Source organism: Halosolutus sp. DAT137 (assembly GCF_059736405.1).
The window spans coordinates 399,136-420,485 of record NZ_JCAQID010000008.1 but is presented as its reverse complement, the minus strand read 5'-3'; the positions used below and the strand labels follow the sequence as shown (position 1 = coordinate 420,485).

At 63.7% G+C, this 21,350-nt stretch carries 20 protein-coding genes; 10 read left to right on the top strand and 10 right to left on the bottom strand.

The annotated features are described in order from the left end of the window. Positions 1–487: 487 nt before the first annotated feature. Entirely contained in the window at positions 488–1,291 is an 804-nt protein-coding gene (locus tag AC6I6L_RS15210) for a DUF7344 domain-containing protein (protein ID WP_497918609.1), read from the top strand. 119 nt (positions 1,292–1,410) lie between these two features. On the opposite strand, the gene AC6I6L_RS15205 is transcribed toward AC6I6L_RS15210, so the two are convergent. Genes AC6I6L_RS15205 through AC6I6L_RS15195 form a run of 3 tightly spaced genes read right to left on the bottom strand, consistent with a single transcriptional unit; the run spans position 1,411 to position 3,416 of the window. Next, positions 1,411–2,115, bottom strand: a complete 705-nt coding sequence (locus tag AC6I6L_RS15205) for an energy-coupling factor transporter transmembrane component T family protein (protein ID WP_497918608.1) — start codon at positions 2,113–2,115, stop codon at positions 1,411–1,413. A 3-nt stretch (positions 2,116–2,118) separates the two neighbouring features. Then, complete coding sequence (locus AC6I6L_RS15200) at positions 2,119–2,835, bottom strand: energy-coupling factor ABC transporter ATP-binding protein (RefSeq protein ID WP_497918607.1); 717 nt, start codon at positions 2,833–2,835, stop codon at positions 2,119–2,121. Next, positions 2,832–3,416, bottom strand: a complete 585-nt coding sequence (locus tag AC6I6L_RS15195) for a biotin transporter BioY (protein ID WP_497918606.1) — start codon at positions 3,414–3,416, stop codon at positions 2,832–2,834. The genes AC6I6L_RS15200 and AC6I6L_RS15195 overlap by 4 nt, the downstream gene beginning before the upstream one ends. Positions 3,417–3,943: 527 nt before the next feature. Here AC6I6L_RS15195 and AC6I6L_RS15190 point away from each other — a divergent pair. Then, positions 3,944–7,684, top strand: a complete 3,741-nt coding sequence (locus tag AC6I6L_RS15190) for a DUF7282 domain-containing protein (protein ID WP_497918605.1) — start codon at positions 3,944–3,946, stop codon at positions 7,682–7,684. Between the two features lie 75 nt (positions 7,685–7,759). Here AC6I6L_RS15190 and AC6I6L_RS15185 read toward each other — a convergent pair whose 3' ends face one another. Then, entirely contained in the window at positions 7,760–8,050 is a 291-nt protein-coding gene (locus AC6I6L_RS15185) for a DUF7545 family protein (protein WP_497918604.1), read from the bottom strand. A gap of 39 nt (positions 8,051–8,089) precedes the next feature. Between AC6I6L_RS15185 and AC6I6L_RS15180 the strand changes: the two genes are divergently transcribed. Then, positions 8,090–8,311, top strand: a complete 222-nt coding sequence (locus tag AC6I6L_RS15180; RefSeq protein ID WP_497918603.1) for a DUF7557 family protein — start codon at positions 8,090–8,092, stop codon at positions 8,309–8,311. Between the two features lie 119 nt (positions 8,312–8,430). Here AC6I6L_RS15180 and AC6I6L_RS15175 read toward each other — a convergent pair whose 3' ends face one another. The 4 genes from AC6I6L_RS15175 to AC6I6L_RS15160 form a co-directional block, all read right to left on the bottom strand. Further along, positions 8,431–8,907, bottom strand: a complete 477-nt coding sequence (locus AC6I6L_RS15175; RefSeq protein WP_497918602.1) for a DUF5799 family protein — start codon at positions 8,905–8,907, stop codon at positions 8,431–8,433. 118 nt (positions 8,908–9,025) lie between these two features. Next, the gene (locus tag AC6I6L_RS15170) at positions 9,026–9,526 is read right to left on the bottom strand and encodes a gamma carbonic anhydrase family protein (RefSeq protein ID WP_497918601.1); all 501 of its coding nucleotides are present in this window, start codon (positions 9,524–9,526) and stop codon (positions 9,026–9,028) included. A 401-nt stretch (positions 9,527–9,927) separates the two neighbouring features. Next, positions 9,928–10,932, bottom strand: a complete 1,005-nt coding sequence (gene pstB / locus AC6I6L_RS15165; RefSeq protein WP_497918600.1) for a phosphate ABC transporter ATP-binding protein PstB — start codon at positions 10,930–10,932, stop codon at positions 9,928–9,930. A gap of 262 nt (positions 10,933–11,194) precedes the next feature. After that, positions 11,195–11,518, bottom strand: a complete 324-nt coding sequence (locus AC6I6L_RS15160) for a ribbon-helix-helix protein (protein ID WP_497918599.1) — start codon at positions 11,516–11,518, stop codon at positions 11,195–11,197. Between the two features lie 117 nt (positions 11,519–11,635). Here AC6I6L_RS15160 and AC6I6L_RS15155 point away from each other — a divergent pair, with 117 nt between their 5' ends. The 3 genes from AC6I6L_RS15155 (at position 11,636) to AC6I6L_RS15145 (ending at position 13,580) form a co-directional block, all read left to right on the top strand. Next, positions 11,636–12,202 (top strand): sugar O-acetyltransferase, encoded by a 567-nt coding sequence (locus AC6I6L_RS15155; RefSeq protein ID WP_497918598.1) that lies wholly within the window; start codon positions 11,636–11,638, stop codon positions 12,200–12,202. A gap of 69 nt (positions 12,203–12,271) precedes the next feature. Continuing rightward, positions 12,272–13,225, top strand: coding sequence for an HhH-GPD family protein (locus AC6I6L_RS15150; protein WP_497918597.1), 954 nt, complete (start codon positions 12,272–12,274; stop codon positions 13,223–13,225). 112 nt (positions 13,226–13,337) lie between these two features. After that, positions 13,338–13,580 (top strand): YMGG-like glycine zipper-containing protein, encoded by a 243-nt coding sequence (locus AC6I6L_RS15145; protein WP_497918596.1) that lies wholly within the window; start codon positions 13,338–13,340, stop codon positions 13,578–13,580. A gap of 112 nt (positions 13,581–13,692) precedes the next feature. Here AC6I6L_RS15145 and AC6I6L_RS15140 read toward each other — a convergent pair whose 3' ends face one another. Further along, entirely contained in the window at positions 13,693–14,661 is a 969-nt protein-coding gene (locus AC6I6L_RS15140) for a nucleoside recognition protein (RefSeq protein ID WP_497918614.1), read from the bottom strand. Between the two features lie 121 nt (positions 14,662–14,782). On the opposite strand from AC6I6L_RS15140, the gene AC6I6L_RS15135 reads away from it, so the two are divergent. After that, positions 14,783–15,370, top strand: a complete 588-nt coding sequence (locus tag AC6I6L_RS15135) for an NADPH-dependent FMN reductase (RefSeq protein ID WP_497918595.1) — start codon at positions 14,783–14,785, stop codon at positions 15,368–15,370. 23 nt (positions 15,371–15,393) lie between these two features. Here AC6I6L_RS15135 and AC6I6L_RS15130 read toward each other — a convergent pair whose 3' ends face one another. Then, positions 15,394–16,038 (bottom strand): hypothetical protein, encoded by a 645-nt coding sequence (locus tag AC6I6L_RS15130; RefSeq protein WP_497918594.1) that lies wholly within the window; start codon positions 16,036–16,038, stop codon positions 15,394–15,396. A 415-nt stretch (positions 16,039–16,453) separates the two neighbouring features. On the opposite strand from AC6I6L_RS15130, the gene AC6I6L_RS15125 reads away from it, so the two are divergent. From AC6I6L_RS15125 to AC6I6L_RS15115, 3 genes are all read left to right on the top strand, one after another. After that, on the top strand, positions 16,454–17,053 hold the full coding sequence (locus AC6I6L_RS15125) for a hypothetical protein (protein ID WP_497918593.1): 600 nt from the start codon (positions 16,454–16,456) through the stop codon (positions 17,051–17,053). A gap of 233 nt (positions 17,054–17,286) precedes the next feature. After that, a complete protein-coding gene (locus AC6I6L_RS15120; RefSeq protein WP_497918592.1) occupies positions 17,287–18,357 on the top strand; it encodes a DNA-methyltransferase in 1,071 nt (356 codons plus the stop codon). 137 nt (positions 18,358–18,494) lie between these two features. Further along, positions 18,495–21,308 (top strand): GAF domain-containing protein, encoded by a 2,814-nt coding sequence (locus AC6I6L_RS15115; protein WP_497918591.1) that lies wholly within the window; start codon positions 18,495–18,497, stop codon positions 21,306–21,308. The last annotated feature ends 42 nt before the right edge of the window (positions 21,309–21,350 follow it).

Sequence of the window (21,350 nt, the reverse complement as noted above, 5' to 3'; positions counted from 1 at the left end):
CCGGTGGTGATACGCTCTTGAAGTGCATCGATCCGGCTGCGTGGTGTCGACGGCATGAACAGTCCGATGGACACGATACTAATAAAAGTATGGCTTTGAACCTGAGATTAGAAGCCCTCCACCGGCTTATTGCTGCGAACAACACGTGAGCAGCACCAGCCGTCGAGGGATTTGAACGAGACGAGATGCGCAGTGACGCGAGCAATCTCGGCGTGGTTCACAATCCACCCCACCGGCTTGCTTTTGCGACGAACAATTCGTGAGAACCACCGCAAGCGCTTACGAATTCGGACCACGGAACAACCCGGCACGACCGCGAGAGTCGACTCCGTTTCCGACTCGATCGGACACGAGAAGCCCCCCGCCGACGGGGCGACGGTTCTGGATCGATCGGTACGGCGTGATCGATAGTTGGTTCGTCAAGAAAATCAGTTACAAAGTTGGAAAAAGGTTATAGAATTAGGGACCAACCGTGAAGCAGAAGCTCATGGTAAATTCACCCACACAGGCGTCGACGGCGAGCGGTTACGATGCGCCATCCCTGCTCATTATGCTCGTTGGAGCCGGATTAGGGGTCATCGGACTCGGATACATCGTGACGCATCCGGAGCCGATTACCGTCTGGGCTGTCGAATTCGTACTCGTCGGTGTCCCCGCCGCGGTTATCGTCTACGGCGGGTTCTGGGTAGCACGGACCCAGTTGCCCCTGACGGATCGATGGAACCTCTCGAAATGGAGCGTCGGCGGAGGGATCGTCGGCGCGATGATCGCCGGCGGCTATATCACCGCCGAACAGATCAGCGGAGCGACGGTCATCGAACCGGGCGAGTTGATAATTCTGGGTGCATTGAGCGGGGCGCTGGTCTCGACGTACGTTGGCATTCGAAGCGAACGGCAACACCTCGCTACGGACCTCGAAACCGGTGATGTGCCGGGACTCGAAGCGGAGGCGGGCGAACCGTTCTCCGAAGACGCACGGCTGTTGGCAGCGCTCGTAGACGATACGCGATCGTGGAATCTGCTCCGACTCCTCGTGTACGCGGACGGCCCGCTCGGCCTCGAAACGCTCGTCGATCGAATCGCCGCACTCGAAACCGAAGACCCACAGAGCGTGTACATCGACGTGGTTCACACGCGACTGCCGAAACTCGAAGCGCGAGGACTCGTTGCCTACAGTTCCGATTTCCAGGTCGTCCGTCCGACCGATCGAATCGACGCGGTCGCAGACGCAAGCGCCGAGCTATCGACCGTAGGAAGTAGCCTTTCGGTTTCTGACCAGTTTGAATCGTAACGTCTGCGGCCGAACCGAACCGCGATGATCTCGGCGCGCGATCGAGGGTCGGGTCACGGACGGCTGCGGTCGACCTGGTCGACGCTATCGAGAATGGGGTCTCGCCCCGCACCGGGTGATCAGTACAGCGCCGAGAGCGCGAAGAGTGCCGCGAGCGCGAGGACGGCATAATCCAGTCGACAGAACGACAGCGCCGGCAGCGTCGGGTTCCAGGCGAAACAGCGCGCCTGCAGCGCGAGCGCGAGCCGATCGGCCCGCTCGAACGCGCGTGCCAGACCGCGGACGCCGATCGTCCCGGCGCGATCGACGGCGCTGCGCTCGTGTCCGAGGCGGGCGGCCATCGCGTCGCGGATCGTCGCGAGGTCGCCCCGGAGGACGGGAAGAAATCGGAAGACGAGCGCGACGCCGATCCCGAGCACCTGCCCCGGCTTGCCGGGAATCGTCCGCTGAATCGCGGCCCGAGAGTCCCGAACCGGTGTCGATCGAACGTACGCCGCGCTGACGAGCAACACGAGCAGCACGCGGTAGCTCGCGCGTGCCGACGTGAGTCCGGCGTCGAGGTCGATCCAGGGCGCGCCGAGCGTCGCGGCGGCGATCAGCGGAGCGAACGCGAGGAATACGAGCGCGAATCGGTAGGCGACGAGCGTCCGCCACAGGGGCACTCTCGCGAGGAGGAGGACGATCGCCGCGAACGCCGTCAGCGCGATCAAGGCCCGGACGGACGTGTGGGCGAGTGCAGTCGCGGCGAACCCCATCTGCAGTGCGAGCTTCGAGCGTGGATCGAGGCGGTGGGCGATCGTCTCGTCTGGGTCGTACGACAGCATCGGTTACTCGGGCTTGCAGTCGGTTTTCGGTACGCGAACCGGGAGGTCTCCCAACCGATCGCGCGCGACGGCCGGCGGGTGGTCCACGACGACGCGGCCGTCGTCCATCGCGATCACGCGATCGGCCAGCGAGAGCACGTCCCGCAGGTCGTGAGTCGCGAGGAGGACGCCGGTCCCGTCCGCGGCGAGCGCTTCGAGACGATCGAGTACAGACCGCCGAGCCGGTTCGTCGAGTCCGGTAAACGGCTCGTCGAGCACGAGGTGGGACGGCTCCATCGCGAGCGCGCCCGCGATCGCGACGCGGGACTGTTCGCCCCCCGAGAGCGCGTCGATTCGGGCGTCCTCGCGGCCGTCCATGGCGACCGCCTCGAGCGCGGAGTCGACCCGGCGATCGATCTCCGATCGCGGGAGGCCGAGGTTCTCCGGACCGAAGGCCACGTCGGCTCCGATCGTCGACGCGACGAACTGATCGCGAGGGTGCTGGAAGACCATGCCAACGGTCGTTCGGGCGCCGACGAGGTCGTCTCGAACTGGCGTCCCGTCGACGCGAACGGTGCCAGCGTCGGGTTCGAGCAGGCCGTTACAGTGGCGAAGCAGCGTCGTCTTGCCGGAACCGTTCGCACCCGCGAGCACGACGAATTCGTCGTCGATGGTCAGCGACACGTCATCGAGTACGGGAACGTCCTCGAACGCGTAGGAGACGGCGTCGAACTCGATCACACCGGATCGATCTGTCCGCTTCGAACGATCGCGATCGCTGCGAGCATCTTGAGCAGGTCGGCGGGAATGAACGGGATCGCGACCGCCATGGCCGCTTCGACGACGCTCATCTCGACGAGCCAGGCGAACCAGGCGACCCCGCCCGCGTAAATGAGTACGAGTCCGACGAGCAGGCTCGCGACGACGATCGGCAACGCGACATCCGCGGGATCGCGAGGCGAACGCTGCCGGTGGACGAGCCCCCCGATTACCACCGCGGCGATCGGGAACGACCACAGAAAGCCGGCGGTCGGCTCCGAGAGCAACACGCCGGGACCGCCCGTCATGCCGGAAAATACCGGCGCGCCGACCGCGCCGGCGGCGAGGTACAGTCCGATCGAGATCCCGCCCCAGAGCGGGCCGAGATACAGTCCGGCAAGGAAGACGACGAGTACCTGTAGCGTCACCGGTGCCGGAGACAGCGGATACGGGATCGTGATAATCGCGGCAGCACCCATCAACGCCGCCAGCAGCGCCGCCCGAGCGATCGATCGAACGGTTTCCCCGCCGACCAGATCGACGGTATTCTGATCTGTTTCCATACCAGTCCTCGCCCGTTAACCGGGATCAATACTTCGGTTTACGAGCGGGACCGGGTTCGGTCACGGGTGTTAGACGACGCGGTGCTGCCGTTCTAGCAGTTCGCGCTGTCCGGACGCGGGTCCGACGCGGCCTGCCGAAATAGCCGGATACCTCCTAGATGTAGTGAATACTCGGGATTCGATCACTCGTCGCGTAGCGATCCGTGGGCGAGACGAGCAGAGCAACGGGGGCCACGACGATCGGTCAACAAAAACGGTCGATCCGGGTACTACCGCCGATTCGGGTAATACCCGGTTGTGTCCGTGAGGCAACTGAAACGAACGGCGCGCTTAAACGCTCGCCCCCTCCCAGAGGGAGAGATGCGAGCGAGCAGCGCGACTCTCGAGTGTGGGGGGTACCGAACCGGAAACGCGGCGGCGGCCGATCAGCTGACTACGGTCTGTCGAGGGGTCTCTCAACCGGCAACGAGTCCGTTCTGGGCAGCTCTGGCGGAGCGAATCAACGCCGAAAACCGACGGAGGCAGCCGTGACGAACCGGCGAGCTGGCACGATCGGGCTGACGGTTCTCATCGTCGTCATCGTGGCAACGAGCGCCGTCACACTTTCCGTCACTGGTGGGTTCGGAACCGACGGCACGATCGACGACGAATTCGATCGGGAGACGGCTGCCGGGGCAAGCGAGGCCGATCTGAGAGGCGGTGAAATAGCGCCGAGGCTGGTGACGACGGGGTCCGCGTCACCGACCGATTCGAACTCCGTCGCAAACGACGCGGCGGTGTCACTCGCCCAGGAGCAAGAAGACGCCGTCGAGACAGGAGTGGAAGACGGTCTCGACCTCCTCCAGACTCAGGGCATCGAGGTGACCCAGGAGCAGGAAGCCGCCGCGATCGAGGGGGCCCGCGAGTCGGCCGCACAACATCAGGAGGCGTCGGCCGAACAGGTCCAGCAGGCGACGACGGGAGCGGTCCACGGGGCGCTGATACAGGAACAGCGCGTCGAAGTCGAGCAGGTGCAGGCCGCGGTCGGCGGCGCGACTGACGGCGCGCTGGCCCAGTCCCAGACTGTCGAGGCGAGCCAGATGCAGGCCGCAACGTGGGGGGCGACACACGGCGCGATCGCACAGTCCCAGCGCGTGACCGTCGAGCAGATTCAGGTGGCCACTCGCGGGGCTGCGGCGGGGGCGGCGAGCGAGGCCGGCGAGCAGGCTATTGACGAGATTCCGAAGATTCAGGAGGCAGCACAGGGAGCGGCTTATGGCGTTCTCGAGCAGTACCAGAAGATCACCGTCGAGCAGCGCCAGCAGGTGACGCTCGAACACGTCGAAAACGCCGCCGCGGGCGGATCCGCGGGGGCACTCGAGGGAAGCACCGAGGCGGCACTCGTGCAGGATCAGGGCATCACCGTCGAGCAGCGTCAGGAGGTGACGATCAAACAGGTCCAGAAGGCAGCACAGGGAGGGGCGTCGGGTGCGCTCGTCCAGCGCCAGACGGTGACGGTCGAGCAGACGCAGGCCGCAGCACGCGGGGCCGCAGCGGGGACGATGAAGCAGGTCCAGACGATCGACATCGTCCAGATTCAGCGGATCACGATTACGCAGATTCAGGAGGCCGCCTTCGGCGCGTCCAAGGGGGCGATCATCCAGAGTCAGGAGGCGACCGTCGAGCAGATCCAAGCCGCGGCTGACGGGGCGTCTCAGGGCGTCCTCGTCCAGCAACAGGCGGTGTCGGTCACGCAAATCCAGGCCGCCGCAGTCGGTTCCTCGAAGGGAGCGATCGAGGCGGCGGTCCAGCGCCAGATCGTCGCGGTCGAGCAGATCCAGGCCGCTGCGCTCGGGGCCGGTCAGGGGGCCGTCGTTCAGACCCAGGTCGTGTCCGTGACGCAGGTCCAGAAACTCGCGGAAGGGACCGCGGGCGGCGTCCTCGTCCAGTCTCAGACGGCGACGATCGAACAGATCCAGATCGCCGCATTCGGCGCGAGTCAGGAGACGGCCCGCGTGATCCAGGAACAGCGGATCAGCGTCACGCAACTCCAGATTCTGGCCCAGGAGACGGCCTCCGAGACGGCCGCCTTCGCCGTCGACGAGGGGACGGCCGACGAGACCGAACTCCGGCAGTTCGCGACGGCCGAGTCCGAAGAGCAACTCGACGAGATAGACGCGTTCGAGGGGACGGCGACCGTCACAGTCGAGGATCAGGAGAGCGACGGCGAGCAAGTGGTCGTCGACGAGGTCGACCTCTCGGAGGGCGGCTTCGTGGCCGTCTACGACGGAAGCGACGTCGATCTCGATCCGGACGCCGTTCGCGGCGTCTCGGCGTTCCTCGACCCTGGTGAGAGCCAGACCGTCGAGATCGAACTCGACGAACCGATCGCGGACGACCGACAGATCGTCGTCGCGGTCCATCAGGATACGACCGGCGATCAGACCTTCGAGTACGCGGCGACCGACGGCGAGGAGGATCAGCCGTACGTGACTCAGGGTGGGTCGCCGGTGCTCGACACGGCGTTCGTGGCGATCGACGAAACCGACGAAACCGACGAAACCGACGAAACCGATGGGGTCGATGACCTCGACGTATCGCTGTCGGTCAGCGATCAGGACGGCGATGGCGAGACGCTGACGATCGACGAGGCACGCGCGTCGGTCGAGTACACGCTCGAGGCAACCTACGACGGCGAGTCGATCGAAAGCGAGCCGTTCGAGGCGAACGAGTCGATCGAGGCGGTCGATCTCGATCTCGAGCCGCCGATCGAGGCGGACACGGCCGTCGAGGTTGCAGTCCTCGGGCCGGACGGCGAGGCGCTTGCGACGGAGACGATCGAGTACACGATCGACGAGCCAGAGCCCGACCCGGAGGCGACGCTGTCGGTGTTCGACCAGGAGGGAGACGGCGAATCGCTGGTCGTCGACGAGGCGAATGCGTCCGTCGAGTACGCACTCGTCGCCACCGACGAAGACGGCGAGCAACGCGGCGAGAGCGAGCCGTTCGAGGCTGACGAACCGAGCGCAAACGAGTCGATCGAACTCGATCCCGCACTCGAGGACGACGCCACCCTCGAGGTGTCCGTGGTGGCGATCGAAGACGAGCAAGTGCTCGCGACCGAGACGATCGAGTACGCAGTCGCGGAGGAGTTCGGCGTCGAGTTCCTCACGTGTTCACAGGCGAACGTGAGCGGGTCGTTCGAGGACGGCGATACGATCGTCGTCGCCACCGCATTCTACGAGTCGGGTTCGTTCGGCAACACGATGGGTGAGTACGCGATAACCGTGGGTGAGGACCTGCCGGCACCCTTCGAGGGGACGATCGCCTACGAGGTCGGTGAGGAGTTTACCGTGACCGAGACGGACGAGGGGGCGATCGTCGAAGTTCCGGCCGGAGACTTCGGTGCCGCGATCACCGGCTTTGCCTCGCCGGACGCGACACCTGGCCAGATCGATACGCCGAACCCTGACGCCGAGGAGTGTATCGCGGAGGTCCGACCAGAACTCCCCGAAATTAGCGTCGAGGAGACGGAACCAATCGAGGACGGCACGATCGAAGTGACGTTGGGCTACGAGAACCCGAACGACGCGGTGTTGCTCGTCGACAGCGAGTTCGTCGAAGGGACGACCGAGGACGACCCGATCGCAGAACTCGAGTCCGGCGAGGGGACGTTCACCGTGACGTGGACGCCCGAAGACGACGACGAACGGCTCGTCTGGGCGGTCGATATGAGTCGCTACGATTACGAAGACGTGCTCACGGCCGAGACGGTGACGGCCGGCGAACTCGCCCCACAGGAGCCCGCCGAGTTCACGGTGGGTGAGCTGTCTGCACCCGAAACCGGCGAGCCGGGTGAAACAGTCTCCGTGACCGCGACGATCGAAAACACGGGCGAACTATCAGGGGAACAAATCGTCACCTACAGCATCGACGGGCAACTCGCCGGTGAGACGGACCTTTCCCTCGACGGCGGCGAATTGATCGAACTGACGTTCTCCGTCACGTTGCCTGAGGGCGAGTCGACACACACGGTCGCGACAGAAACAGACGAAGCTTCCGTGACGATTACGGCGGAACCGGCGACACCGGAGGAGGACGAGACGGATCCGATCGAGGAACCTGCTGAAGAACCGGGAGAGGTGCCTGCTGAAGAACCGGGAGAGGTGCCTGGACCTCCTAATGACGAGTCTGGACCTCTTAACGATGGCCCTGGAGGTCCCGGTGACGGTTCGCCCGAAGGGGCGTTTAGTGACAGCTCGATCGCTGCATCGCAGCGGCTCCCGTAATTCGTCGAATGGACCGCAATCGAACTGAACCGCACCCAGTCGATCGCTATCTGTTGGCCGCCCGTAAGTGGATCGTTAGTGCTGGTGGCCGGTCGCTTCGCCGAAGGTGACGCCGAAGCGTTCTTCGAACAGGTCCATGACGCGGGCTTCCTGGGCCTCGAGATCTTCGTCAGCATCCTGGCCGTGGTGGACGAGGTGGTGGGCACGGCTGGCGAAGGACAGCAGCGTTACGTCACCGATCGTCTCGGCACTGGACTGGTCGCCCTCCGCGACGAGGTCGAGGAGTCCGCTGGGAATCGTCACGTCGTCGGTCGAGCCGTCGTCTGTGGTGATGGAGATCGTCGTCGTGTCTACGTCGTCGCTCATACCACTACGGTGGTGCACCGCCTCTAAAGGTGCTGTGGCTTGAGGGCGATACGCGAGGGGCCACTGCCAACCGATCATCTTCGCTCGTTTTTCGGTTTCGATGTCGAAAGGGCACGTCTGCCAACCGACGAACTCGAGGAGGAAACGATCGAGCGCCTAGATGGTCTGTGCGTCGAGGAGGACTCCTACGACGAACCGGTGACGGCACTCATCACCAACCACGAGGCGAGCGAGTTGATGATGTTTCGGGAGAGTGTCTGATACGGACTACTGTACGTAGGTACCGCCGATCGACCTACCGAGTCGTCGATTGGCGGGAATTGATTACAGCAGTCTAGCAGTCTAGACGACCAGCCTGCTCGGCCCGCCCGCGTATCGACCTATGCGTCTTCGGAGTTGGCTGCAACCTGTCGCACTGACCCCCACCGGCCGCTCGACTCGAGGTGTGACTGGAGTTGATCGGCGTACTCCTGAGTCAGTTGTTCTGCGGCCCGGAGCTGATTCTCGTGGGAACCGCCGCCCCCGGCACCGAGTCCGAGCGCCCCTTTGATCGAATCGACGAGTCCGCCACCGGACGAGCCAGAACCGGACTGTGAGCCGCCAGGCTGGCCGCCCATCGCTCCCATCTGTGCGTCCATGTTGTCGAGTTCTGGAATGATCTGTTCGACTTTGTCCGTGTTCGCGACGATCCGGGCGCGATCGGGATCGTCCGGATGCTCGATCTCGAACTCCGTCGCAGTCATGATCAGACTCCACTGTTGGCTCGAAAACTCGGAGGCCTGGATGTGCGAAGAGAACTCCTGATCGACGGTCATCCGGGCACCGACGATCCGGTCCGTCCACGAAGTGTCGCTCATAGCGATTCGTTGGGACGGTGCCGGTATCAGAGTTTCCCTCGTCAGCCGCGTTGGCGATCGCGTCGGTCGACGGCGTTCTGACCGATCGCGACATCGGGCGCGTCGAGGTGGCCCGTTCTCAGTCGAGTCGCTCCGACGTTTCGTCGTGACGAGTCGAGAGTTCGATATACCGTTCCGCGGTCGCTTCGAGCCGCGGGTCGTCGATTTCCGCTTTCGGTTCGGCTGGCGTGCCAACGACTAGCGTCGACGGGGGAATCTCGGTGCCCTCAGTGACGACGCTGCCGGCGGCGACGACGGATCCCGCTCCGACGTAGGAATCGTCGAGAACGACGGCGTTCATGCCGACTAGCCCGCGCTCACCGACGGTCGCGTCGTGGACGATCGCGCTGTGGCCCATCGTCGCGTACGGCTTCAGTTCCGCTCCTTCGTGCATCACCGCGTTATCCTGGACGTTGGCCCCCTCGCCGACGACGATCGTTCCGTGATCGCCTCGAAGCGTGGTGTTCGGCCAGACGCTCGCGTCGTCTTCGATGATGACGTCGCCGATGACGACCGCGGCCTCGTCGACGTACGCGGAGTCAGCGACCTGTGGTTCCATCCCGTCGAACGATCGTAACATGGTGGTCCTGTATCGAGCACCGTCTTGAACCCACCGGGTTCTCCGGATCTCGAGTTATCGTTGCCACTGACCGTCACTACACACCCGATCGCACGAGGGGAGCGTGGGTCGGAGCGAGCGTGGGTCGGAGCGAACGAAGTGAGCGAGAACCACGATAGCGAGCGGTGACCAGCGGGAACCGCGAGCAACGAAGTGAGCGAGAACCACGATAGCGAGCGGTGACCAGCGGGAACCGCGAGCAGTGACCCGTGAGCAACGGAGTGAGCGAGAACCACGAACAGTGTCGGTTGAGCGACAGTATCGCACTGCGGGGCGGCGACTCGATGAAGTGGTACCCAGAGGGCGACCAACCGACGGGTCGCCGGACGGACGATCGAATCGATCGTCGCGAACGACTCGGATTATCCGAACTTGCCGGTGATGTAGTCCTCGACCCGATCGCTTTCGGGGTTCTCGAAGATTTTACTGGTGTCGTCGAACTCGACGAGGTGGCCGCCGGTAAGGAAGACGGCGGTCTTATCGGAGATGCGGGCCGCCTGTTGCATGTTGTGGGTGACGATGACGACGGTGTATTCCTCTGCCAGTTCCTCGACGAGGTCTTCGATCTTCGAGGTCGCAACGGGGTCCAGTGCGGAAGCCGGTTCGTCCATCAGGATAACTTCGGGGTCGGTGGCGATCGCACGAGCGATACAGAGGCGCTGTTGTTGGCCACCGGAGAGATCGAGGCCGCTCGAATCCATCTGGTCTTCGACTTCGTCGATCAACGCGGCGCGTTCGAGTGCGGTGTAGACCTGCTCCTCGACGTCGCCGTCGTCTTTCCCCTGAACGCGGAGCCCGTACGCGACGTTGTCGAAGATGCTCTTCGGGAACGGATTAGGCTTCTGGAAGACCATGCCGATCTTTCGACGGAGCGCGACGGGATCGACATCGTCGTCGTAGACGTTCTTGCCGTGGAAGTAGAGGTCACCGTCGACGCGGGCGACATCGATCAGGTCGTTCATCCGGTTGATCGATCGCAGGAACGTGGATTTCCCGCAGCCGGAGGGACCGATCAGCGCCGTCACTCCTTGCTCGGGAATGTCCATGGTAATCTTGTTGAGTGCCTGGGTCTCGCCGTAGAACACGTCGAGGTCGCGGGCCTGGATAACCGCATCGTCGACGCGGGGGGAGCCAAGCGGAGCGTCGTCGGTGGCCATATCGACGCTGTCCGACAACGACGATTCTGCGGCCGCCGCGTTCGCGGTTTCGCTCGAAACCGCCTCTGATTTACCATCCGTCGAAGCCATCTCGGTCGCTGTGGCGTTCGATTTGCGGACGGTATTTGCGGTGAATCGACCGTTTCCGGGCGTCATCGAGCTGAAGAACCGTTTGAGTCCGCCGGGCCGTTCGGTCGTCTCGTCACTCATTACCTGTTGGACGTTCGCGACGGACTAAATACCGTACTATGTCTTCTATATAGGTCTATATTGTCTACGGACGTTCGGAGCATTCGAGCGAATCGGGGTCTCGATGGGGAGTTCGATCGGTCTCTTTCTGGCTCTGGGAGTGGAGTGACTCTCGCGTTTCGGAAGTCGAATCGGTCTGCGAGTCGAATCGATGGAGGACGCGAGAGACGCCGCCTGTCGGGACGGCAATCGGGGGGCCGACGGCTTCGGGTGGGCGAAACGGTTAGAACTGGTAGCGTCGTTCGTCGTCCATCGTCGGATACTGGTCCGCACCGGTCATCTCCTCGAAGGTCATCCCCGAAAGGTACTCGTCGTAGGTGACGTCGTAGCTCGATCGCAGCTGAAAGTCGAGTTTGCCGGTGTCGACCGTCGTCTGAAAGAGCAGGTGTATCGCTCGGCGGACGAGTTCGTCGGTGTCTTCGGGGTCGAGCGCCGCCTCGAGCAGGGCGAGTTCGTTGCGCGTCTCTCGATCGAGCGAGACGGTCAGTTCCTCGTCGATGCCGGAGTATGACTGCTGTACGTCGTCGGTGAGGTCGTCGAGGCTCATACGCAAGCCGAGTTCAGCCGATCGGATAGCCTTTTCGAGCGATCGGTGACGATCTCCGACGCGTCCCGTCGGCGTCTCTTCGGAAACGGTTATCAGATTGGACAGTCAGTGGCGGCTATGGACAGTGAGAAAGAAAAAATGCTCCAGGGGGAGCTATACGACCCGTACGACCCCGAACTCGTCGCGGAGCGACGGCGGGCGCGAAAACTCACGACCGAGTATAACGACACCGCCGTGGCCGAGGACGACCGCCGACGATCGTTGTTAGACGACCTCCTCGGCTCGCGTGGTGAGGAGTGTACCATTGAGCCGCCGTTTCGCTGTGACTACGGATACAACATCCGTCTTGGCGAGAGTTTCTTTGCGAATTACGAATGTGTCATCCTCGACGTGTGTCGCGTGGACATCGGACACAACTGTATGCTCGGCCCCGGCGTCCACATCTACACGGCAACCCACCCGCTCAACGCCCGCGAACGAATTAGGGGTCCGGAGTACGGCAAACCGGTCACCATCGGGGATAACGTCTGGATCGGCGGCCAGGCGGTGATCAACCCCGGTGTCACGATTGGCGAGAATACGGTGGTCGGGTCGGGAGCGGTCGTCACCGAGGACGTTCCCGATCGGGTCGTCGTGCAGGGAAATCCTGCGACAGTGGTGAAAGAACTAGAAACCGACAAGTGACGCTTTTTTCGACGAGACCTCGCGATCGGTATCAGTAGACGTAAGACGGGTCACTCGCTAGCACGATCGATGAGCGACGCCGAGGACGAGATCGACGTCGGCGACGAGGAGACAGCAGAGTGGACGCTCCCAGACGATCTGGCGGCGGTTCGCGAGGCGCTGATCGCGTGGTACGAGGACGACCACCGGTCGTTCCCGTGGCGGGAGACCGACGACCCCTACGAAATCCTCGTCAGCGAAGTGATGAGCCAGCAAACCCAACTCGATCGCGTCGTCGAGGCCTGGGAGGGGTTCCTCGAGCGGTGGCCGACGACCGCCGATCTCGCCGCGGCCGATCGCGCCGACGTCGTGGGGTTCTGGACGGATCACAGTCTCGGCTACAACAACCGGGCGAAGTACCTCCACGAGGCGGCTGAGCAGGTCGAGACGGCGTACGACGGCGACTTTCCGGAAACTCCTGGGGAACTTCAGGAGCTGATGGGCGTCGGTCCCTACACCGCGAACGCAGTCGCGAGTTTCGCGTTCAATACCGGCGACGCCGTCGTGGATACGAACGTCAAGCGCGTCACCTACCGCGCGTTCGACGTGCCCGACGACGACGCGGCCTTCGAGACGGCCGCGAACGAACTCATGCCCACCGGCGAGTCTCGCGTCTGGAACAACGCAATCATGGAACTCGGCGGCGTCGCGTGTACGCAAACCCCGCGCTGTGACGAGGTCGGCTGTCCGTGGCGCGAGTGGTGTCGCGCCTACCAGACCGGCGACTTCACCGCCCCCGACGTACCCACCCAGCCGAGTTTCGAGGGGAGCCGCCGACAGTTCCGCGGCCGCGTGATCGGGACGCTTCGGGAGTACGACGAACTCGCGATCGACACGCTCGGCCACCGCATCCGCGTCGATTACGCGCCCGGCGGTGAGTACGGTCGCGAGTGGCTGCTCGGGCTGCTTTCCGATCTCGAAGGCGACGGGCTGGTCGACATCGAGCGAGCGAGCGAGGAGCCGATCGCGCGACTGCAGCGGTAGCAGGAGGTGACGGCTCCGAGATCCCGCGGGTTCCCGAACCGATCCCCCAGCTCACTCTACGATTTTGAGTCGATAACGTACATTTATCCCTTTCAGTCACGAATATCGACACATGCTCGAACGAGTAACCTACATCCTGAACCGCGCCCGCTACGCGGCGACCGGTGCAGCGATCGGCGCGTTCGTCGGCGGACTGTTCAGTCGAAACGCAGCGAGTACCGGCGCGGCCGTCGGCGCGCTGGTCGGCGCGACGGTTGGCGAACAGCGCCAGCAAATCGACTCCATGCGCGATCGGCTGGACGAACTGAAAACGGACGGCCTTCGGTCCGGTAAGGGGCAGACCCAAAGCGACTAGTTCGCTCCGGTTGGTATTCGACCGAGACAGTAGTCGTCGAGCGCGGATTTCAATTGCTCGGCGGCAGATTCTCCGACTCGAACGCACCCACAGCGACGGCTCCCGCTCGCAGTCACACGAGCAGGAAGACGGCGATCGAGACGATGATAAAGACGGCCTTCAGCCCGACGTTGACGACGATTACCTTCGTGCCGAACTCGGCTCCCCAGATGCCGTACTGGAACGGAATCGATCGCTTGACGGTTCCGACCGTAAGCGAGAGTAAGCTCCCGACGAGCAGGGTGATGACCGCCTCTTCGGGCGTAAAGAGGCCGCCGAGCATGGGTGCGATCGCGATCGCGGCGCTGGTCGGATCGACGAACCCGACGAGGATGACGGGCACTGCGGCCCCCGGGAGACCGACCAGCGCGGTAATCGGCTCGGCGACGGCCGTCATCGCCGCGAGGTCGACGTACTCGAGGGCCAGAAAGACGAGTGAGTAAATGATTACCAGCCGCGGGACGATCGATCGGAGTCGATCCCCGGTCTTCTCGGCCGCGTGACGGACTTTTTCGCGATGGGACGTTGGCTCGTCGCGGTTGTCGTCCGGAACCTCGGGATCGATCGCGTTCCCGTCGTACTCGTAGCCCCGAAGCAGGAGAGCACCGGCGACCAGTCCGACGATCGTGATGGCAAGCGAGATGCCGGCGCGAGCGCCGACGTACATGAGTCCGACCTGGAGGCCGAGAATCGGAACGAGAACGGGGCCGTAGTAGGTGAAAATGTGCTGGACGAACCCGAAGAAGGTGTTGATAACGACGGCGATCAGCGTGGCGCGATCGTCCAGTAGTCCGGATTCGCGAAACTCCGCGAGCATCCCGTAGCCGGCCGTTACAGAGAGCGTGTTCGTGAGGACGGCGGTCCCCACTTCGTCGGGAAGATTCGCCGGTTCGGTGAGATACCGACCCGCGCGGGCGATGACGGCGACCAATCCGTACGCGACTGCGAGATTCGCGAGACCGACGCCGACACCGATCAGGAGCGTAATGGTAAGAACCCGCGGCAGGGCTTCCGTCAGCAACACCGAGACGATCGACTGCACGATCATCAGTTCGGATGCCGACAGGAAAGACTCGTCGGATCGACCGGCGCGGTCGACACGCGTTGCGGTCCCCTCCAGTCGTTCGGGTACGTTTTTCCCGGTACCGCCCTTTTGGCGATCTATGAGCGACATTCACGTCGTCGGTCTCTGCGGGAGCCTTCGCGAAGAGAGTCACACTCGACGCGCACTCGACCGGGTGCTCGAGGCGGCCGATCGGTCGGGAGCGACCACCGAACTGCTCGATCTCCGGACGTTCGAGCTTCCGCTGTTCGACGCGGACGTCGACAGAGAAGACGCCGGCGACGCCGAGGAACTCGCCAGACGGGTTCGCGAGGCTGATGCGATCGTCCTCGGGACGCCGATGTACCACGGCTCGTACTCCTCACCCCTGAAAACCGCACTCGATTACTGCGGGTTCGACGAGTTTGCGGACAAGACGGTCGGCTTGCTGGCGGTCGCTGGCGGGTCGTTTCCCGTTACCGCACTGGAGCACATGCGATCGGTGTGTCGATCGCTCAACGCGTGGGTGATTCCCCACGAAGCGGCGATTCCGAACGCACACGCCGCCTTCGAGGGTGGGAAGTTCGTCGATCCGAAACTCGAAGATCGAGTTGCAACCCTCGGCCGGCGGGCGGTCCAGTACGCGACGATCGAACCGGATCCGGATTCGTTCGAAAGCGACCAGAACGTGGGTGCGGAAGGAAAGTAAGCGGCAGGTACTGACGGCGACCATCAGGGATCCAGTAGTTGCTGGAAACGACGCTGGTGTGCTAAAAAGGCGAATAGCACGAAGACGACCACACCCAGATGAATCGAATCCACCCAGACCACGATCGTCGTCACGCCCAGAGAAAGCGGCGGTGAGACCAGCATCCACTCGACGAACCAGGCCGACGCGAGCAGTGCTGCCGCGCCAGTGGCGAGCAACAGCGCTGACCCAATCGGGAGGATCAGGTCTTGTCTGGGGTCCCGAGAGGAGAAAACGCGTCGTTCGACGGTAAACTGGAGAATCAATATCCAGAAGAGAACGATCGTGGCAACGACGAGTCCCGGAACCGCGCCGATCAGTTCCGCGACCCAGAGCCAGACGATCCAGCCACCGGTCAACAGCAGGGCCGCAGACAGCCGTTGGGGTTTCAACAGATCACCGATTTCGCTGACCGCCGCCCCGAAGACGCCGGCTCTGAGGAGTGACCCGCAAAAGAGGATGCCAAGCCCCGCGAGCGCGGTCGCCGTCGTCCGAGACCCGACGACGAGTCCGAACCAGAGTCCGACGGCGAGGGTTTCGACCGCCGTCGCGGAGAGTGCTGCAGTCACGCCGACGATTCTTCGTCGGGTCGTGCGACCGAGCACTCCCGGCTGGCGGATGACACTCATGGGAACCGGTTCTCGTGCAACCGTTTTCGTTATGCGAGGCCTTCGTGCGTCGCCGGCTTCGCCACGGAAAACCGAATCGACTGTTGCAACCTCTCCGCTCGAAACCGGAGGTTTACTCCCGATCGACACCGGGCAGCGAGGAACCGCTCTTCCATCGCGGACGATCGAGGCCAGCACAGAGCCGCAACTGGCAGTCCGGAGGTGGCCGTCGACGGTCGTCCTGATTGGCGAACGCAATCGCCGCCGCGTCACCCGAGTGATACGTGGTACGACGAGCGGTCCGTTCGGAGAGACCCCCACCATCATCGCGAGCGCCCCACACCCGCCCGGTAGCCGGCGTGTAACGCGCCGTGTAGGTGGGGGGCGATCGAAACGGTGGACAGAATTATATACGGCGGTGTGGTCGTCCCGAATTATGCCCGAGACGGAGCAACAGGACAAGACGCTATCCGAGCTGGTTGTGAAAGAAGCAGTCGAGAAAGGGATGGATTCCCCGCTACGAGAGTCGATTCTCGAAGCCGTCGAAGAGTCGGGTGGAACGAAGTCGTCGACCGCGCGACGACTCCCGCTCGCGGGAGCGCTGTTCGGTCTGGGTGCAGCGATCGGCTTCCTGGCGGGACGGGAGGCCGGTGATCTCGACGAAATGCCGATAGAGGGGATTCAGGAGCCGGAAATCATCGAAGATGTCGGGGAGGAACTCGGCGGTGACGACTCCGAGGCGGAGTCGGTGTCGGAGACCGACGGTGAGTCGGATGGCTCGTCTTCGCGACTGTCTCGAGCGCTCTTGATGCTCGGGGTCATCGTCGGTGCCGTCTTCCTTCGGCGTCGCCTCGCCGGTGACGACGAGGAGGAGTGGGAGCCGATCGAAGAGTTCGAGCCGGCGACGAACCTCGACACGGATGAGGCCAGTCAGGACGAGTCCGGCGTCGAGGAGGAACTCGGCGTCGAGGAGGACGTCGACGTCGACACGGGAGACGAGGAGAGAGAAGACGAGCAAACGGAAGAAGAAGAGTAGGACGGGACTGACTCGAAGACGGACGACGTGCAGAGGAGAGCGACGACCCGGAGACGCGATGGATGACGTGCGAGCGAGAGGCGGACGCCGCGGATGACCTGAATTGAAGCAGGTGCGTTTTCGAGCCGGCGACCGATTGGGAGCGTCTGGTACGGGGCCTTTTCTATCGATCGTCTCGCGGCGTCGGTTGACACCGCGAACACTAAGGGGACCACGCCGTCAGTGTGAGAGCAATGGAGACGACCCACCGCGCTGTCGTCGGTGATGCCCGCGAGCTGTCGGAGGTCGGTGACGACGCCGTCGAACTCGTCGTCACGTCTCCGCCGTACCCGATGATCGAAATGTGGGACGACCTGTTTGCAGATCTCGATCCCGCGATCGGCGAGGCGGTAGCGGCCGGGGATGGGCGAGCGGCGTTCGAGGCGATGCACGCCCAGCTCGATCGCGTCTGGGACGAACTCGATCGCGTCCTCGTCGACGGGGGGATCGCCTGTATCAACGTCGGGGACGCCACGCGATCGATCGACGGCAGTTTTCGCGTGTACCCGAATCACGCCCGTATCATCGACGCGTTCGCGGAGCGCGGGTTCGATCCGTTGCCGGATATCCTCTGGCGCAAGCCGGCAAACAGTGCAGCGAAGTTCATGGGGAGCGGGACGCTCCCGCCGAATGCCTACGTCACGCTGGAACACGAGTACGTTCTCATCTTCCGGAACGGAAGCCGGAGTCGCCAGTTCGAGCCGCGAGCCGATCGCCGGTACGAGGCCGCGTACTTCTGGGAGGAGCGCAACCGCTGGTTCTCCGACGTCTGGACCGACGTGCAGGGGGAACTCCAGGCCATCGAACGCGAGTCGGTTGAAGACGGCCTTCGGGAGCGATCGGCGGCGTATCCGATTTCGATTCCCTACCGGCTGTGCTGTATGTACTCGACGTACGGCGACACCGTCCTCGATCCGTTCTGGGGGACGGGAACCACCTCGCTGGCGGCACTCTGTGCCGGCCGCAATTCGATCGGATACGAACTCGAGCCCGCGTTTCGCGAGGTGTTCGACGATCGCATTAGGGACATCGAGGCGCTTTCGCGATCGATCGGTCGGACGCGACTCGAACGACACCGCGAGTTCGTCGCTGACCGCCGCGAGGCGGGGAACGAGCCGTCCTACGAGGCCGAGTATTACGACACCGCGGTCATCACGAAGATGGAGCGGAACGTGCGCTTTCGGGAGGTTGCCGAAATCGAACCGCTCGACGCCGACGACGGGTACCGGGCGAGACATCAGCCGTTGACGACCGAGTCCGACTGATCGCGGTCGGTCCCCGCTCCGATCGAGCGTCGACTGCCGACCGCATCCGACCGCTACGGGCGCTTGCGCTGCGCTCGAGGGAGCTACACCGCCGAGATCGACGCGAGGTTTTTGTGTCGAGGCCCCTCACAGATGGTATGGACAGCGGTCTCGCGGGTTCTGCGTCGACTCCCGTTACTGCACTCGCCGTCGGTACCGGAGACTGGACTCGACGTATCGCCACGTCGATCGATGGTGTGACGATCGAGGGTCCGTTCGAGACCCTCGAAGACGCCGAACTCGAGTCCGCAGACTGCGTGTTGACGGATCGCCGGACGGTCCTTTCGTCGATCGACGGGACGCCGACCGTGTTCGTCACCAATCCCGAGTGCGGCCACGTGGTGGCGGACCTCCTCGGGGATGGTGCCGACGAGGTGCTCCCGGCGAGTGCGATCGAGGATTCCGGACTGCTCGCTCACCGACTTCGGCGGACGATCCGGCGATCGGAGCGACTGGCCGTCGGTCGGGACGGCGACCGCGCTCGAGACATCCTCGAGCGCGTGACCGACGCGTTCTACGCGCTCGACACCGAGTGGCGGTTCACCTACGTCAACGAGCGAGCCGAGGAACTGCTCGGCCACTCACGGGCGGAACTACTCGGAAACGACGTCCGAGAGCTGTTTCCTCACGGCGCTCGATCGGAGCTGTACGATCGATTTCAGGATGCACTGACCCGACAGCGGCCGGTGTCGTGGGAGCGCTACTCCGAGTCGCTCGAAATCTGGATGGAGATTAGCGCGTACCCATCCGCGACCGGTCTCTCCGTGTACTTCAGCGACATTACCGACCGGATCGAACGAAATCGGGAACTGAGAGAGCGAACCGAACGGTTGCAGACGCTGGTCGATCACGCACCGATTATCCACACCGTCATCGACGACGACGGAACGATTACGCTCTCGGAGGGACGCGGCCTCGAAACCGTCGATCTCGACTCGGAGGAGCTTACTGGGCAGTCGTTTATCTCTGTTTTCGAGTCTTACCCGGGGATCTGCGAGGACCTGCGATCGGCCCTCAAGGGCACGCCTGTCCACAACCAGCGACGATTCCGCGGGCGCGTTTTCGACTCGTGGTATCGGCCGGTGAGACAGAACGGCACGGTCGATCGCGTCATCGGCGTCTCGATCGACGTTACCGACCGCGTTCAGTACCAACACGCGCTGAACGCCCTCCACGACGCGACCAGTCATCTGCTCACGGTCGACTCCGAACAGGCCGCCTGCGAGTACATCGTCGACGTTTCGACCGACGTACTCGACCTCGACAGCGCGATCTACGGATTCGACGAGCACCACAACGAACTCGTTCCGATCGCCTCGTCCGCGGGGTTCGAGACGACGGTCGGCTCGCCGCCACGGCTCGACCCCGACGAGGGACCGCTCTGGGAGACGTTCGTCGCCGGCGGGGCGGCCGTTTTCTCCGGTGGCAGTGACGACGACGGCCGCGGGATCGATGGCGACGATCCCGACGACTGTCCGGCCCGCGAGTTCGCCGCGCCGGACGTAGAGAGTGGACTCTACGTGTCGCTTGGCGATCACGGCGTTCTCGTCGCGGTCTCCGGCGAGTCAGACGCCTACGACGAACGGACCGTCGAACTCGCGAAATTGTTCGCGACGACGGCAACGTCCGCACTCGATCGGATCGGGCGGACGCGGCGACTGTACGACCGCGAACGCGAACTCGAACGCCAGAACACCGACCTCGAGCGACTGAACCACGCGAACCAGGTGCGACAGGATATCGAACAGCTCCTCTTGATGGCCGACTCCCGAAACGAAATCGAAGCGGGCATCTGCGACCGACTGGCTGCACTCGATGCGTGCTCGCTGGCCTGGATCGGAGAGCCGGACCCGAGCGGCAACCAGGTTCGCCCGCGATCGCAGGCGGGGCTCGATCGGGGCTATCTCGATTCGGTGACGGTCACGACGGTCGACGACACCGCAGCCGAACCCGCCGGCCGGAGCGCCCGAACGCGGAGTCCGACCGTCGTCGAGAACATCGCGGATGCGGTTCGGGACGGCGACTGGCGGGCGAAGGCACTCTCGCGAAATCTCCAGTCAGCGTTCGCCGTTCCCCTCGTCTACGATGGGTTTCTCTACGGCGTCCTGTCGATCTACGGCACCGAGCGGGATGCCTTCGACGAGACGCTTCGATCGACGCTCGCGGAACTCGGAGAACACATCGCGTACGCCATAGACACTGTCAAGCGCAAGAACGCAATAGAAAACGACGAGCGAGCCGAGATCGAACTCGAACTCGAGGGCCGGTCAGCACTCTGTCGGCTCGCGGCCCGCCTCGAGACGTCGCTGACGTTCGAGGGGGCGATGTCTCGATCCGACGGTGCGACGATCGTATTCGTTGCCGCGGACAGATCGATCGACGCGGCCCTCGCGGACGACGCGGTCGCGGCGGTGGACGGTTTCGACGGCGTTTCGAGTGTCGGCAGCGGTGAGAATACCCTGTTACAACTCCACATTAGCGAGCCGTTTTTCGGGTCGATCGTGGAGGGGCGAGGAGCGACCGTGCGGGCGTTTGCGACCGACGGGGAGGAGAGCCGGGCCATCATCGAGGTGCCAGCGGCGGTCGAGATTCGCGAAGTGCTGGCTGCGATCGACCACCACGGCCTCGCGGCGTCGATGGTTGCCCGCCGGGAACACGCACCGGACGAGCGGACGAGACTCGATGGACGGTGTCGGACGGCCCTGCTCGAGCCGATCACCGATCGCCAGCGAGAGGTCGTCCAGACCGCATACTACGGCGGGTTCTTCGAGTGGCCCCGGGCAACGACCGGCGAAGAACTCGCCGAGTCACTCGAGATCTCGCCGCCTGCGTTCCACAATCACGTTCGGATCGTCGAGCGGAAACTCTTCGCTGCGCTGTTCGAGAATGCGGTAGAGTTCGATGGTGGTTAAACAGTTAACTACCACTCGGGACAGTTGATTATACAGTTAACA

Coding starts and splice junctions, on each gene's coding strand:
- AC6I6L_RS15210 (WP_497918609.1), top strand. CDS start 488: ATGGTAAATTCACCCACACAGGCGTCGACGGCGAGCGGTTACGATGCG.
- AC6I6L_RS15205 (WP_497918608.1), bottom strand. CDS start 2,115: ATGCTGTCGTACGACCCAGACGAGACGATCGCCCACCGCCTCGATCCA.
- AC6I6L_RS15195 (WP_497918606.1), bottom strand. CDS start 3,416: ATGGAAACAGATCAGAATACCGTCGATCTGGTCGGCGGGGAAACCGTT.
- AC6I6L_RS15185 (WP_497918604.1), bottom strand. CDS start 8,050: ATGAGCGACGACGTAGACACGACGACGATCTCCATCACCACAGACGAC.
- AC6I6L_RS15175 (WP_497918602.1), bottom strand. CDS start 8,907: ATGAGCGACACTTCGTGGACGGACCGGATCGTCGGTGCCCGGATGACC.
- AC6I6L_RS15170 (WP_497918601.1), bottom strand. CDS start 9,526: ATGTTACGATCGTTCGACGGGATGGAACCACAGGTCGCTGACTCCGCG.
- pstB (WP_497918600.1), bottom strand. CDS start 10,932: ATGAGTGACGAGACGACCGAACGGCCCGGCGGACTCAAACGGTTCTTC.
- AC6I6L_RS15160 (WP_497918599.1), bottom strand. CDS start 11,518: ATGAGCCTCGACGACCTCACCGACGACGTACAGCAGTCATACTCCGGC.
- AC6I6L_RS15155 (WP_497918598.1), top strand. CDS start 11,636: ATGGACAGTGAGAAAGAAAAAATGCTCCAGGGGGAGCTATACGACCCG.
- AC6I6L_RS15150 (WP_497918597.1), top strand. CDS start 12,272: ATGAGCGACGCCGAGGACGAGATCGACGTCGGCGACGAGGAGACAGCA.
- AC6I6L_RS15145 (WP_497918596.1), top strand. CDS start 13,338: ATGCTCGAACGAGTAACCTACATCCTGAACCGCGCCCGCTACGCGGCG.
- AC6I6L_RS15135 (WP_497918595.1), top strand. CDS start 14,783: ATGAGCGACATTCACGTCGTCGGTCTCTGCGGGAGCCTTCGCGAAGAG.
- AC6I6L_RS15130 (WP_497918594.1), bottom strand. CDS start 16,038: ATGAGTGTCATCCGCCAGCCGGGAGTGCTCGGTCGCACGACCCGACGA.
- AC6I6L_RS15125 (WP_497918593.1), top strand. CDS start 16,454: ATGCCCGAGACGGAGCAACAGGACAAGACGCTATCCGAGCTGGTTGTG.
- AC6I6L_RS15120 (WP_497918592.1), top strand. CDS start 17,287: ATGGAGACGACCCACCGCGCTGTCGTCGGTGATGCCCGCGAGCTGTCG.
- AC6I6L_RS15115 (WP_497918591.1), top strand. CDS start 18,495: ATGGACAGCGGTCTCGCGGGTTCTGCGTCGACTCCCGTTACTGCACTC.